This window comes from Candidatus Chlorohelix allophototropha, from assembly GCF_030389965.1.
In the GTDB taxonomy this organism is placed as follows: Bacteria; Chloroflexota; Chloroflexia; order Chloroheliales; family Chloroheliaceae; genus Chlorohelix; species Chlorohelix allophototropha.
Window position 1 is genome coordinate 202,317 of sequence record NZ_CP128401.1, and the last position, 15,767, is coordinate 218,083.

Below are 15,767 nucleotides of genomic sequence, written 5' to 3' on the forward strand. Positions count from 1 at the left end.
AATTTGGTGTGAATATTGTGTGAATCTGCGCAACTTTAGCGAAAATGGTACGATCTGGCGCTTGGGGCGAGGATCGGGCAGCGGGGAGGTTCTTGCCGAACCGGCACGAAACGAGGAAATGGCAAGAATCTGGGTGGAATCTGGACTTGAGAGCGCAAAAACGGGTCGTGCGAGAAGGTTGAAGGGCAAAAATGGGTCGATTTTATATGAAAATGAGGAAAAATATATGAAAATGGAGCGTTTTGCCCTGCCCTGCGGATTTTGGAGCGTTTCGGGCTGACCTGCCCTGTGCCGAGGGGGTGGTACGGATTCTGTACCACCCCCCTACCTAGGTGGTACGGATTCTGTACCACCCCCTACCTAGGTGGTACGGATTCTGTACCACCCCTTACCTAGGTGGTACGGATTCTGTACCACCTGTAGTACGTTTTTCGTACCACCCCACCCCTTGTTCGCCAACCCTTGCATAGGAATTCTATATCCTATTGTAAAACAGCGGCAAACCCGGCAAAATAGGGGTAAGGGAACATTATCCCTTACAGGAAAGTTTCCTAGTTGTAGCACTTGAAAAACCAAAAATTGAAAAAGGATTACTGAAATGACTAAAGCATTAGTAGCGACTACCCGAACAACAGGGACAGGAGGCAGACGATTTCAATAGCACCCCTGCCGAAGGGGAGGTAGTGCTGTTTCCAATCGTATGAGGCAGGGGAGAAAAATAATACCAGACACTTGTGGCTGTGGTCACAAGTCTGTCAGGTATCACAAATCGTGTCTGCACCACCACAGTAAAGGTTGTGGAGACGGAGCTGACAGCGGCAGAGCTTTACCAAAAGATGAAATTCTCTGACGAGAAAGCGTGGGAGAAGTATGACCCGGATGCACTCCAAAAAGAAGCGGGAACCTTACTGAGAGCCGCATACGCTCTAGCTGCGAGGCAAAGGTTGGGATGCGTGACACATTTTCAGCGCTCTGGTAGCCGAAAGCTGCCCCTCCGGTTCGGGGAAATATTTCTAATACCCCTAGCTATGCAAATTTTGCACCTCCAACTGGTAGCAAGGCAGGAGTTGCTACTACTTCGCTACCAGAGCATCACGCTCTGCCATTCCTGGCTCAAACGAGTTTCTTGTAACACACAAGAGATTCATATCCCACTTGGGCTTAGACCAAAATAAAGCAGTAGCTTACCTATCTTTCCCATAGATATTTTCTGTCTAGCGCCTAAAGCTAACGAATGTTAGTCACCATGAACCTCTAGCGGGCAAGCAAAAAAGTGACAAATGCCCACTTGCCAGATCATCTTCCCCTTTGTATTTCGGTACCTTCTGAAACCGCTGATCCAGCAATAAGCGCTCTAACCTTCCGCAGGTAACCGGCTAATAATATCGCCCCCGTACTTATATTGTTTTTTACTTGCTTTTTACCAAAAGTGGTTGTGGGATTGTATATAATAATTGTAGCCAAAACAGTTTAACTTTAGTGTGTCTAGTCGGTAAAATATAGTGAGATTAGTTTCAAAATAATTCCAGCCTGCAAGGAATAAATGTTTAAGCTAAATCCCAGCCGTTTCAGACTAATTCTAGTAACAGCAGCGTGGGACATTACCAACGCCGGAAAAGCAACCGTTTCATCCGGCTTCGCAAAGCCTTTTCCCTCTCAAAACTACAATACTAATCACTAATAGATTTAACTTACCAAGGAAGGGTGGTCTTGTGTGGATGCGTTCAAGTTGCGGGGTGAAGTTGTCGCAAACTATTCGGATTACATCAGCAGTTTCCTTAATATCTTAGATGACAGAATAAAACTATTCTTAGATACTAAATTGGCCGAAGGAGTGCTCTGGCCCGAACCCCTCCTGCAACTAAGTCCCGCCTACGAGGCAGCCGGAACCATCGAAGAGTTGGTAAGCCAAAATATACTTCACCCCCTTTGTAGCAGACTATTCAGGGCTGATGGCAAATCCTTGCGTCTATATAAGCACCAGCGCACCGCCATAGAAATTGCCGAGCAAGGTCATAACTACGTAGTTACCACCGGCACCGGCTCCGGCAAAAGTCTCACCTATCTAATACCCATAATTAATTACATACTCCAGCACCAGCCGGAAAAGGGCAAAGTCAGGGCTATTATCGTATACCCGATGAACGCCCTTATTAATTCACAGGAACAAGCCCTAAATAACTTTGTAAAGAATTTAGGCTCAGATAACTGCCCGATCAGGTACAAGCGTTACACCGGTCAGGAAAGTGACACTGAAAAGCGGGCAATCCAAGAAAACCCCCCACATATACTCCTCACCAACTATGTAATGCTGGAACTAATGCTTACCAGACCAGAAGAACGCGCCTTTGTGGATAGCGCCAGTAGCGCTTTGCAATTTCTGGTACTGGATGAACTGCATACCTATCGAGGAAGGCAGGGGGCGGATGTGGCGCTCTTGGTCAGACGCTTGCGAGAGCGCTGCGGAAACCAGCAGTTACAATGCATTGGCACCAGCGCCACTATGTCGAGTGGGGAAACTCGCACAGAAAGAGCGCGAGCGGTAGCCCAGGTTGCCACCAAGATATTCGGGGCTGCAGTCAGTCTGGAACATGTAGTGGATGAAACCCTGCGGTGGGGAATTTCCCAAGCCACCGACCCAACATCCCAAGAACTAACTAAAGCCCTCAACAGCCCCTTGTCCCCCTCTTTGAACTGGGAGGAACTCAAGCAAAACCCCCTCGCCACCTGGATCGAAAAAACCTTTGGTCTGCGAGAGGATGCCGACGGCAAGTTGCGGCGCAGAGAACCGGTTACCCTCTGGCAAGGCGCCCAGCAGTTGGCAGAGTTGACCGGATTAACAGCAAGTACTTGTGCTACTCGCTTACAAATGCTATTCAACTATGGCAGTCAGGTAAAAAGCCCTGAGAACAATCCCGGCTTTGCTTTCAAATTGCACCAATTCTTTTCGCAAGGGGGGGCAATCTACTCCACCATCGAAGCGCCAGACAAACGCTATCTAACCCTCGAAGGACAGCACTATGCGCCGGGAGAGGACACTGAAAAGCTACTGTACCCGATCGTATTCTGTCGGGAATGTGGGCAAGAATATTACCTTTGCACCTATCATACCGATAAAGGCGCCGTTATACCGCGTCCCCCCTTTCCCCGGGATGAACAAAATACCACAGAGGTAATAGACGGCTATTTGCTGGTAGACGCTGCGGGCGTATGGTCTGAAGAAAATACTGACCTGCTACCCGAAACCTGGTTCAAGGAACTAAAACGAGGGCGTGAACTAAAAAAAGAATATGCCGCCTATAAACCGCGCCGCCTAAAAGTGAGTACCGCTGGAACTCTGCTGGCGAATGAAAATCAGCAAAACCTAATCTCCTGGTTCATGCCAACCCCCTTCCTGACGTGCTTGCGGTGTGGAGAAGTCTATACTAAAAGACAGGTCAGCGACTTCGGAAAGCTATCCCGTTTGAGCAGTGAAGGGCGCAGCACCGCTACGACCTTGCTGGTTTTATCGGCGGTCAAGCAAATGCAGCAAGATGGTAGCCTTGACAAAACCGCTCAAAAACTGCTGAGTTTTACAGATAATCGCCAAGACGCTTCCTTGCAGGCCGGACACTTTAACGACTTTATCGAGGTTGCCCTGCTCAGATCGGCCATCTTCAAAGCGCTAACCAAAAATACCGTAGGGTTGGATCACACTCAGGTAGCCGGTGCAGTCGTCACAGAACTTGGACTAACCGAAGAAACCTATGCGGTGGAAGCCAGTCCGGGTGGGATTGGTCCACTGGCCCGCCGCAACCAGAAAGTGCTACAAGAACTAATAGAATACCGCATATATGAGGATTTAAGACGGGGTTGGAGAGTAAACCAGCCCAATCTGGAACAGTGCGGACTGCTGTTGGTGGACTACGATAGCCTTGAAGAGGTCTGCCAGAGTGAAAAATTATGGCAAGGGCATGCCGTGCTGGCAGAAACCACACCGGAAATACGCCTGGGAGTTGTAAGGGCAATACTAGATTATATGCGGCGGGAATTAGCAATCAGCGCCGAGTGTCTGGAACCGGATAATCAGGAAGCGCTCAAAAAGCGGGTGCGCATAGCATTAAAGGAACCATGGACTTTTGACGAAAATGAATTCCTCTACTCTTCCACTCGCTTTGTCCAGCCGGGTGTGCCAGTTTCCGGCCAAGGAGAGCGGAGCTTTGGTCCAAACACTTCACTTGGGCGCTATCTGCGCTCTTGCAACACGTGGCCAACCCTGACCAAGAATCTCGACACCGCCGAATATCTAATACTGGCAAAAAGCCTTGTAGAAGTGCTGCGAAAGACCGGGTTTCTGGTAGAAGTAGCCGGGGCAGAAGGCAAGGCGGTTCAATTGCGCAGTGATTCGCTTATCTGGAAAGTGGGCGATCGGAATGCACTAATGCGAGATCCAGTCCGCACCAGACGGATGAATTTAGCTTACGAGCGGAACTCCAATCCCAATCGCTTCTTCGCGAAATTCTATCAGGAAACTGCCGCCTCGCTACAGGGAATTGAAGGCCGAGAACATACCGGGCAGGTTGTCCAAAAGCTCAGAGAAGCGCGAGAACAGAAATTTCGGGAAGGTAATCTAGCCGCCTTGTTTTGTTCCCCCACCATGGAACTTGGTATAGACATCTCCAATCTCAATGCGGTACATCTCAGGAACGTACCGCCAACACCGGCCAATTATGCCCAACGTAGCGGTCGAGCCGGACGGAGTGGGCAACCGGCTTTTGTGGCCTCCTACTGCTCTATAGGAAGTGGGCACGACCAGTATTATTTTCGCCGACCGGAGCGTATGGTAGCGGGAGTAGTGGCGCCCCCGCGACTCGACCTCGGCAATGAAGAATTGGTGAGCGCGCATGTACACGCCATTTGGCTTGCCGTAACCGGTTTAAAATTGGGGCGTTCCATGATAGAAGTGGTGGATACCGCTGCTCTAACTAATAACTTTCCACTCCGCTCGGAGGTAGCCCTTTCCATCGAATTAAAAGCAGAGCAAGTGGAAAAATGCCTGAAAACCTGTCAATCCATCTTGAGAACCGATGAGCAAGATCTGGCACAAACAGGCTGGTATTCCGAAGAATGGCTAAAGAATGTCATTACCGCTGCGGCACAAGCCTTTGATCTAGCTTGCGAACGCTGGCGGGAACTTTATACGGCGGCAGAACGACAATTACAGGAAGCCAGAGCAGATATTGATCGGCGTTACCAACAGCGTACCGCCGATAGCGATATCGAGGAAGCAAAGCGGCGCGAAAGTGAAGCCCTCAAACAGAAAGACTTGCTTTGCAACACCGGGCAAGATGGTGAGACCGATTTCTACCCTTACCGATATTTTGCCAGCGAAGGCTTTTTACCCGGCTATAACTTCCCGCGCCTGCCGGTACAGGCTTTCCTCTCCACCGGTAAAGAAAGCGGCACTTTTCTATCTCGACCGCGCTTTTTGGCTTTGACCGAATTCGGCCCCCGCAATGTAATTTATCATGAGGGTCGAAAATACCGGGTAACCCGCACCATTCTGCCGGCTGGAAGCGCTCAGCAACGGCTTATTACAGCCAAGCTATGTAATAGTTGCGGTTATTTTCATGACAGCCCCACTACCGTGGAACTATGCGAGCAGTGCGGCACCCAAATGGATGGCAGCAATAGTCTAACCACCGACAAACTGTTTGAAATGACCACAATGGCAACCCAACGCATCGAGCGCATCACCAGCGAAGAAGAAGAACGAACCAGGCAGGGCTACCACATCACCACTCATTACCGCTTTCCGCCGGGTAATCGCAGTATACATGCGACGGCTCGAGACGAAGGAGAAGAAGCGTTAATCCACCTGTGTTACGCCCCGGCTGCCACTCTTTGGCGAGTCAATCACCGCTGGCGCCGTTCTACGGTACCGGGTTTTACCCTTGATCTAAAACGAGGTATCTGGGCTAAAAGACCGGGCGACGAAGACGACGAAGCGCTGGGCACCGATCAGCAACAGGTGCTAAGTGGAGTACGGGTGCTGGTAAGGGATACCCGCAATTTGCTGTTGGTTAAACCAGAAGATAACAGCGAAGATAGCTTTCTGGCGAGCTTGCAGTACGCCTTACAAAGGGGCATTGAGGCTATTTTTCAGGTGGAAGAGCAAGAATTAGCTTCCGAGCGCATCGGGGAACGAACTCATCGGCAAATCCTATTCTGGGAAGCAGCCGAAGGAGGCGTTGGGGTACTAAACCGGATTGTCAAAGACGAGAAAACGCTGGCGGAAGTGGCAAAAGCCGCGCTGGAAATCTGCCATTTCGACCCGCTGACCGGACAGGAAAAACCTGAAGAGGTCAAGGATTGCGGGAGAGCCTGCTACCGTTGTCTGCTCTCGTATTCCAACCAACCGGATCACCCCTTACTCAACCGCTATCTGGTTAGGGACTTTTTACTAAAGCTGGTAAATGGTACTACCAAGGATTCTGATAGCCAGAGCTTAACTAGTTTTGAGGGGCAACAACTAGGGGCTTTTGCGGCAAAGGTTTATGCTCATCTAAAAACTTCTGGGAGAAAATTACCTGACAAGTACCAGCCAATTTTAGATGGTGTTGGTATCACGCCGGATTTTTATTACAGTGGGGCTTATATTTGCCTGTTTTGTATCGATGATTACACACCTATTGATCTTAAAGTGGTAAAGAATGAATTGGAAGATTCAGGTTACAGGGTGCTGATTATCAATCAGGCGGATAACCTAGAGTCACAATTAACCCAGTTGGATACCTGGCTTGGATAATTGGGCGTTATTATTCTTATCAAATTAAGGGAGACAAGAGAAATGCAACCATTCGCCGGGTACCTGCTTGAAAGAACAATAAGTCCTGAGCTAATTGAAGGTCTTAAAACGGGTTTGTACCAACTATATGGTGGCACCGTGCGGATAGCACCCGGTTTCGAGGGAGCAGGACAGATCGTGCGGCATCTTATTCCTATATCTGGCGATGTTTCAACCTATGCTTCAGGCTTTACTCATATGCTTCCGCTTGGAAGCAAGGGGTTTACTACTCTTCTAGCTAATACCAATTCAGCTAACCAGGCAACCCAATTATTGCTGGGCTACGGAAGTCAGCTTATGACAATGGCCAGCTTGAATCTGGCTGTAACTGCTGTGGGTTTCGCAGTTCTTACTTATAAATTGGATCAATTGAGTAAAAAACTAGAAGAAATCAAAAATGATGTAAAGGCAGTCCGACAACTTCTAGAACGACAGGAATTAGCAAAATTGCGCACGGCATTGGCAGATCTTGAGAGGTTGCCTGATTTTAGTGGTTCCGATCGCCTTGGCTTTATTAATAATGCCAGGGTAACCTTGTCACGGTTGGCACATCAATATGCGGAATTGCTTGCTCAGGAAGAAGAAGAACATCGTGACATGGCATATGAGGAATTGTTTTGTATAGCAAGTCTTTCCCATGTTCGCTGCTACGCCGAGCTTGGCGAGTTTCAGTTAGCCCAAAAGGAAATGGCAAAAACACTGAAAACCTGGAGAACAGAAGCAAGAAAAATTGCCGACAATCTATTAGGAAAAGATCCTTCCAGATATTTGCATAGCGATTTTGTAAATGAAATACCGATCACCACTGTAATTGATTGGTTGAATTTTGCCAGAGAAGAAGAAAAAGGTTTTGAGTGGCTTGAGTATTTACGAAGTAAAATGCCCCCGTACTACAAGCAAAATATTACGCTATCCCTGAATTTGCCCGTGCAGTTTCCTGAACAGGACAAGCTGGAGGCGGAGAAGAAATTTGTAATACCCTCATTAAATAAGCTAATCACGCGTGATAAAGTTTTGGAAGGGTATGTGACCCAATACGCTTTACTTGGAGCGCTAAAGGTTACACCCACGGAATTCGAGAAACAAATAGCCGCTGCGGCTCCAGAAAACGCTGTAGATGGCTACCTAATCCTTGAGCCGGTCTCTCAGCCAACCACAGAACAGAAGGGATAGCATGAGCGCATATTCAGTAGGGTCACTGGTACGCTGTCGAGAACGGGAATGGGTAGTGCTGCCCTCCGAATCGGATAACTTGTTGCTGCTGCGGCCATTAGGTGGGTCAGAAAAAGAGCAGATAGGGATATACTTGCCCATCACCGAGGCGTTGGGCATAGATAAAATTGAACCGGCTACCTTCCCCGAACCGGACATAAACCTGACCGGCGATCATACTTCCGGTCGCCTCTTGCGAGATGCTACTCGCCTGACCTTCCGCAGTGGCGCTGGTCCTTTCCGGTCGTTGGGCAGGATCAGTGTGCGTCCCCGCCCCTTCCAGCTTGTGCCCCTGCTTATGGCGTTACGCCTCGACCCGGTGCGGCTACTAATTGCCGATGATGTCGGTATCGGCAAAACCATCGAAGCGGGACTAATTGCCCGTGAACTGCTAGACCGGGGGGATGCCAAAAGATTGGCAGTGTTGTGTCCACCCCACCTGTGTGAGCAGTGGCAAAGAGAGCTATCCGAGAAATTTGCCTTGGAGGCGGTGGTGGTGCGTTCCGGCACTTTGGCACAACTTGAACGCACTTTGCCCCCCGGCGATATCAGTGTGTATGAGCATTACCCGGTGCTGGTGGTCAGCATTGATTTTGTGAAATCTGATAGGCAGCGAGATAGCTTCATTCGAAGCTGCCCTGAACTGGTAATTGTAGATGAAGCCCACACTGCTACTCGCTCTAGCGGTACCGGCGGTACTCAGCAACGACACGAGCTGATGCGTGAATTAGCGAAAAACCCGGAACGGCACCTGCTGCTGCTTACTGCTACCCCTCATAGCGGGGTGGAGGATGCTTTCCTCTCCCTGTTGGAGCAACTGGACGAAACTTTTGGGCAGATGGATTTAACCCATCTGACAGAACCGGAGCGGAAAGCGCTAGCTCGCCATTTTGTGCAACGGCGGCGGGCGGATGTGGAGCGCTGGTTGGGGGAAGATACTCCCTTCCCGCAGCGCAAATCGCGTGAAGTAACATATTCTCTGGCTAAATCTCCTGAGTACCGCAAATTATTTGAAGACATCTACGATTTCGCCCGTGAACTGGTGAAGGATACCGGCGGTGGGATGTCGGGCTGGAAACAACGCGTGCGTTATTGGGCAGCATTGGCGCTGTTACGCTGTGTGATGAGCAGTCCCGCAGCGGCGGAAGCTACCCTAAAAGCCCGGTTAGGACGTTTACCGGAGCAGGGGCTAGAAGGACAAACAGCGGCAGACACAGACACGCTCTTTGCCCAGTATGTGCTAGACCTGAGCGAACAAGAAGTGACTCAGGATTTTGAACCAACCACCGTGGTAGAAGAGGGCGCACCGCTGATGGGGAGCAGCGAGAAACAGAAATTGCAGGCTTTTGTGCGACGTGCCAAAGGGCTTTACGGAGATAGCGACCCAAAAGCGGCAGTGGCAGCCCAAGAAGTGGCGGCTCTAATCCGGGGCGGCTACCAACCGATTGTATATTGTCGTTACATCGCCACTGCTGAATACCTTGCCGGGGAATTAAAGCGACGCTTTGGTAGGCAATGGTCGGATTTGCAGGTAATTGCGGTAACGGGCGCCAGTTCTGAGGAGGAAAGAGAACAGCGGGTAGCCGAACTGGCGGAAAGCCCGCGCCGGGTGCTGGTGGCAACCGATTGTTTGAGCGAAGGCATTAACCTACAGGAGAGCTTTAACGCGGTAGTACATTACGACCTCCCCTGGAATCCTAACCGTTTAGAGCAACGCGAAGGACGGGTAGATCGCTATGGACAGCCTTCCCTAGAAGTGCGGACTGTGCTGCTGTTTGGAGACGACAACCCGATTGATCAGGCAGTGCTGAAAGTGTTGCTCAGAAAGGCGGTCACTATTCACAAGAGTCTGGGTATTACCGTACCGCTGCCGGTAGATAGCGAGAGTGTGGTGGAGACGGTAGTGCGCTCCCTCTTTAAAGAAGATTCGCGTCCAAAGCAGCTTACCCTGTTTGACACCGATAGTCAGTTGAGCTTTGAGGATGCGGAAGGGTTCAGCGTAGATGAACTGCACCAGAGTTGGGATAAGGCGGTGGAGCGAGAGAAAGAGAGCCGTACCCGCTTCGCCCAACACTCTATCAAACCGGAGGAAGTGGCGCAGGAATTGTATGAAACCGATTTGGTGTTGGGAAATGCTGCGACGGTTGCCACGTTTGTGCAGAGCGCCTGTGAGCGGTTGAATGCGCCACTGGTTCAGGTTAAGCAGGGTACTACCCTCAAAAACACCCTCTGGCGACTGCCGTTCTCGCAACTACCGTTGCCGGTGAGGGAGAAAATAGGCGCTAGCTTTGCCCCCAAACGTGGGGCAGCTACTCCTGCGGAAGTGTTGCTTACCTTTGATATACCTGTGTCGGAAGGGGTGCATTTGATTGGGCGTTTGCATCCTCTCACCGAGGCATTGGCTGAATATTTGCTGGACACCGCCCTTGAAGGCGCTACTCCACCCTTGCCTGCCAGTCGCTGTGGGGTTATCCGGACGGCTAATGTCACTCGGCGCACCAACCTTTTGTTATTGAGGATGCGACTTTTGATTGAGTCTCCCGGTAAGACTCCGATGCTGGCGGAAGAACTGGTGGTGGCGGGATTCGAGGGACGCCCCGGCAACCTGAGTTGGTTGAATGAAGAAACCGCCCGTAAGTTGCTGGATGAAGCCATACCTGCCGGAAATTTGGCAGCCTCTGAGATTAGCGAACGGCTGAGTGAGACTTTAAGCTGGATAAGAGAGCTTAAGACAGAGTTGGAAGCAAAGGCGGAGAAAAAAGCAGGGGCGCTATACGAGTCGCACCGGCGAGTGAGGCAGGCTACTCGAACCGGGCGCGTCACGGTGCGTCCGCAACTGCCGCTGGATGTGCTGGGGCTTTACGTTTACTTACCTGTTCCTAAGGGGGTTATGAAGGATGAAGGATGAGCGATGAATTATGAATTTGGAAGCAAGTGATTTGAGGAAGCGCACTAAAGCTTTCGCGCTCAGAATCATCAAATTATATACTACGCTACCTAAATCGGTAGAAGCGCAGGTTATTGGCAAACAGTTGCTTCGTTCTGGCACATCGGTGGGAGCGCACTATGCGGAAGCATATCGAAGTCGTTCAGATGCTGAATTCATTAGTAAGCTCGAAGGTGGCTTACAGGAGTTAGAAGAAACAATTTACTGGGTTGAATTGTTAGTAGAAGCTGAAATTATCCCTGAAAATAGATTAAGCGAATTGTTATCAGAAGCTAATCAGCTAATCTCAATCTTTGTTGCCAGCGTCAAAACAGTAAAGGATAAACACAGGAAATGACAGTAGTGAGAAATCCTGCTTTACTCATAATTCATAATTCATCTTTCATCATTACAACAGGTTGGAATATATGAGTTTCAGTTGTGTCACATCCGAAGGAAATTTGATACCCGCCGATCTGCTGGAGCAGATTGCGACGGGGGAGGCGAAGGCGCAGCTACCCGCCGATTTTGGGCTGGATAAGAGCCGCCGCCTCACCGATGAGATTGCCACCGCTTGGGGGGATGCCCGCGCTTATTGGGAGGCTTTCCGGCGACGCTTGCTGCGCTTGAAAGAGCAAGACCCCGGCACCAGCGATACGCGCCAATATTGGGTCACGCCTCTTTTGGAGTCGCTGGGCTATACCGTGACGTTTATGCCCACTGCCAGCGTGGTAAACAACCACACTTACGCTATTTCCCACCGCGCCGGGAAGGACGAGAATTTCCCGCCCATCCATATTGAAGGCTTCCGCCGTTCGTTAGACCAACGCCCTGAATCGGGCAGACCGCGCCTGTCGCCTCACGCTCTGATGCAGGAATACCTGAACAATACCGAGCATCTGTGGGGGATTGTTACCAACGGGCGACAACTGCGACTGCTGCGCGATTCTTCCCGTACCACTCGTCTGACCTTTGTGGAGTTTGATTTACAGGCGATGCTGGAGGGGGAGAAGTTCAGCGAGTTTGCTTTGTTTTATCGGCTGTTGCACCGCACCCGCTTGCCCGAAGGGATGGACGATGCCCCGAAATGCTTGTTGGAACAGTATCATCAGCAAGCGTTGGAGGCGGGCGGTAGAGTGCGCGAGGGTTTGCGGGATGGCGTAGAAACGGCGTTGCGGGAGTTGGGGAATGGCTTCCTGCGTCACTCCGCTAATTCTGCCCTGCGCGAGGCGGTGGCAAGCGGCAAATTGTCTGCCCTTGATTATTATCGTGAGCTTTTGCGGCTGGTCTATCGCTTGTTGTTCCTGATGGTGGCTGAGGAAAGAAAGCTCATCGGCGGCTCTGAGCAGAGCTTGAAACTCTACATGGCGCATTACAGCGTGGCACGTTTGCGGAAGTTGGTGGAGCAATCGAGTGTGGGCAGAGGGCGTTACGGCGATTTGTGGCTAGGCTTGCTCACTACTTTCCGGCTGTTGCAGGATGAGCAGGGCGCGGGGGCGTTGGGAATTACTGCGCTGGACGGCGATTTGTTTGGAGCGGAAGCCTCCCCCCATCTGGAGAATACGCAACTACTGAACGAGCAGTTGGTGAAAGCCGTTCGCGCCCTTTCGCTCTACCGCGATTCGCAGACCAAGGCTTTGCGCCGGGTGAATTATAGCGCGTTGGATGTGGAGGAATTGGGCAGCGTTTATGAGAGTCTGCTGGATTTCCGCCCGGTCATTGGGAATTATGAACTAGGAATTATGAATGATGAACGGGGAAAGGGGAGCGATGAAAAATCAGCCTCCGTAAAGCATAATTCATCGCTCATAATTCAGCGTTTTTCGTTTGATTTGGTGACGGGGACTGAGCGCAAGACCACCGGCTCATATTACACTCGTCCGGAACTGGTGCACGAGTTAATCAAGAGCGCGTTAGAGCCGGTGCTGGAAGAGCGGTTGAAGTCGGCGGGGGCAGACCGAGCTAAGCGTGAGCAGGCGATTCTGGACATTACGGTGTGCGACCCGGCGTGCGGGTCTGGTCACTTTTTGCTGGCGGCGGCGCGGCGGTTGGGGCGAGAACTGGCGCAGGTACGTTCCGGCGAAGACCAGCCCAACCCGGAGCAGTTCCGGCGAGCGGTGCGCGATACCATCACCCGTTGTGTGTATGGGGTGGACTTGAACCCGCTGGCGGTGGATTTGTGCAAGCTGGCGTTGTGGCTGGAAGGGCATAACAGCGGGATGCCGCTATCGTTTTTGGATAGCCATATTCGTTGCGGCAATAGTCTGGTGGGGGCGAGCGATGCGCTGGTGAAGCAGGGCATCCCGGACGAAGCCTATACGGCGGTGACGGGCGACAATAAGGCGGTGGCAAGCGCGTTCAAGAAGCGCAACAAGCAGGAGCGCGAACTTTACCTGAAGCATGAGATGGTGCAGTCGAGTCTGTTCGAGCGCAGCAAAGAAACTGGCACGCTGGACACGCTGGCGGGTTTTGCTTTGCGGTTGGAGAAAATGCCGGACGAAGCGGTGGCACAGGTACGCGCCAAGAAAGAGGAATACGAGCGGCTACACGGTAAAGGTACGCAGTGGTGGGACAAGTTGACCACCTACAACCTGTGGACGGCGGCTTTCTTTACCAAGCTGGAAAAGAGCGATGACCTGCGTATTCCCACTACCAACGATATTTTCCAGCCGAGTACGCGGCACGGACTGGCGATACAGGGGGCATACGGACTGGCGCAGGAGTTGCGCTTTTTCCACTGGGAACTGGAGTTTCCTCACATTTTTGCCCAAAGGGTCAACGATGAGCGAGGAAGGGGAAGGGGGAACGATGAACGAGGAATTATGAATGATGAACGGGGAAACCAGAATTCATCCTTCCGAAGCGGTTTTGATGTGGTGCTGGGCAACCCTCCATGGGAGCGCATCAAGCTACAGGAGCAGGAACACTGGGTAGATGACCCCTATATCAGCAAAGCCGCCAACAAAGCCGAGCGCGAGAAGCGTATTAAGGAATACCGCGAAAGTCCTGACAAGTTAAAAATAGCGCGTGTGGCAAAATTCGATGCCGCTAAATACCAAGCAGAAGCAGAGAGCCGTTTTATTCGCGCATCATGCCGCTTCCCACTAACGGCGGTGGGGGATGTGAACACTTACGCCCTGTTTGCCGAACAAGCACGTAACTTGTTGCACCCATATGGACGCGCCGGAGTGATTGTGCCAACTGGAATCGCCACCGATGATACCACCAAAGCTTTCTTTGGCGATTTAATTGAGAAACAAAGCCTTGCCCGAATTATTGGTTTTGAGAATGAGGCATTCATTTTTTCAGATGTACATCATGCTTTCAAGTTTTGTGCTTTTACGATTAGCGGCTCTACTTCAAAAATTGAATCAACCGATTTTGCATTTTTAATTCGATATTTTGAAGAAATAGAAGAGCCAATCCGACATTTTATCCTGTCTAAAAAAGAAATAGAGAAGATAAATCCAAATACTAAAACCTGCCCGATATTCCGAACAAAAGTGGATGCTGAACTAACCAAAAAAATCTATTCACGAGTTCCGGTGCTTATTAATGAACGAACTGGCGAAAACGCATGGGGCGTTTCATTTTTGCGAATGTTGGATATGTCCAACGATAGCCATTTATTCCACAGTATGCCGGGGGTGGGGTTATTGCCATTATATGAAGCCAAGTTACTGCACCAGTTTACCCATCGTTGGGGAACATATGATGGCATAAGCGAAGAGGAATTACGCAAAGGTTTAGTACGCAACTTCTCTTCTGAGGAGTTGCAAAACCCGGATTGTGTAATAACTCCTCGTTATTGGGTTGCTAAAAAAGAGGTTGAAACTCGCCTGAAAGATAAATGGAAAAAAGAATGGTTATTGGGATTTAGAGATGTTACAAGTAGCGTTGTAGAGCGCACTGCAATTTTCAGTTTTCTACCTAAGGTAGGTGTAGGTCACACTATGCCAATAGTATTTATTGGTGAGAAAACGGAAATTGTTAAGATTTGTTGTTTCTTATCTACTATAAATAGCATTTCTCTTGATTATATAACCCGACAAAAGGTTGGTGGTATTCATTTAACATATGGCTACTTAAACCAACTCGCTGTCCTTCCACCTTCAGCCTTCAGCCCGGCGGATGTAGTTTTCATCAGCGAGCGGGTGCTGGAACTGGTCTATACCGCGTGGGACATGCAGCCTTTCGCCGAGGATGTCTGGCAGGAACTGGACGCAGCCGGGCGGGAACGGGTGTTGAGAAGAAATGATGAATGCAGAATTATGAACGATGAACGGGGAAGGGGAAACGATGGGCGAGGAATTATGAATGATGAACGGGAAACCCCAAATTCATCCTTCATCCCTCATAATTCATCGTTTCCCCTTCCTCCTTTCCTCTGGAATGAGGAACGTCGCGCCCATATTCGTGCCGAACTGGATGCACGTATCGCTCGTCTGTACGGACTCACCCGCGACGAGTTGCGCTACATTCTCGACCCGCAGGACGTGTACGGGGCAGACTTCCCCGGTGAAACTTTCCGCGTCCTCAAGGAGAAGGAAATCAAGCTATACGGCGAATACCGCACCCGCCGCCTCGTGCTGGAGAAATGGGACGGGGAAGAACAGGGCAAAGCCTAACAATATCTTACATCATTAAATATATTCTTATTCTGACTTTAGAGGGGTTGACGCATGATTCCTGCCTTATCAAGAAATGAAATATTAGCTGCAATGTCCCGATTTGATGAGAAACTGAGAAACAACAAAGATTGGAGAAGAGCTGAAAATAATAATAAGTGGTTTATTGAGCATG

8 protein-coding genes are annotated in these 15,767 nt (G+C 50.4%); all 8 read left to right on the forward strand.

The features are described 5' to 3' along the window. The first annotated feature begins 19 nt into the window (after positions 1-19). The 8 genes from OZ401_RS23980 (at position 20) to OZ401_RS24015 (ending at position 15,592) form a co-directional block, all read left to right on the forward strand. On the forward strand, positions 20-280 hold the full coding sequence (locus tag OZ401_RS23980) for a hypothetical protein (RefSeq protein ID WP_341471864.1): 261 nt from the start codon (positions 20-22) through the stop codon (positions 278-280). Positions 281-734: 454 nt separating this feature from the next. After that, a complete protein-coding gene (locus tag OZ401_RS23985) occupies positions 735-1,175 on the forward strand; it encodes a hypothetical protein (RefSeq protein WP_341471865.1) in 441 nt (146 codons plus the stop codon). A gap of 368 nt (positions 1,176-1,543) precedes the next feature. Further along, a complete protein-coding gene (locus OZ401_RS23990; RefSeq protein ID WP_341471866.1) occupies positions 1,544-1,681 on the forward strand; it encodes a hypothetical protein in 138 nt (45 codons plus the stop codon). A 33-nt stretch (positions 1,682-1,714) separates the two neighbouring features. After that, positions 1,715-6,787, forward strand: a complete 5,073-nt coding sequence (locus OZ401_RS23995) for a DEAD/DEAH box helicase (RefSeq protein ID WP_341471867.1) — start codon at positions 1,715-1,717, stop codon at positions 6,785-6,787. Positions 6,788-6,829: 42 nt separating this feature from the next. Then, the gene (locus OZ401_RS24000; RefSeq protein WP_341471868.1) at positions 6,830-7,999 is read left to right on the forward strand and encodes a hypothetical protein; all 1,170 of its coding nucleotides are present in this window, start codon (positions 6,830-6,832) and stop codon (positions 7,997-7,999) included. Position 8,000: 1 nt separating this feature from the next. After that, positions 8,001-10,946: a helicase-related protein gene (locus OZ401_RS24005; protein WP_341471869.1), complete on the forward strand. Its 2,946-nt coding sequence runs from the start codon at positions 8,001-8,003 to the stop codon at positions 10,944-10,946. 10 nt (positions 10,947-10,956) lie between these two features. After that, positions 10,957-11,322 carry a four helix bundle protein gene (locus OZ401_RS24010; protein ID WP_341471870.1) on the forward strand — a complete coding sequence of 122 codons (366 nt, stop codon included), beginning with the start codon at positions 10,957-10,959 and terminating at the stop codon, positions 11,320-11,322. A 70-nt stretch (positions 11,323-11,392) separates the two neighbouring features. Continuing rightward, positions 11,393-15,592, forward strand: coding sequence for an Eco57I restriction-modification methylase domain-containing protein (locus OZ401_RS24015; protein WP_341471871.1), 4,200 nt, complete (start codon positions 11,393-11,395; stop codon positions 15,590-15,592). The last annotated feature ends 175 nt before the right edge of the window (positions 15,593-15,767 follow it).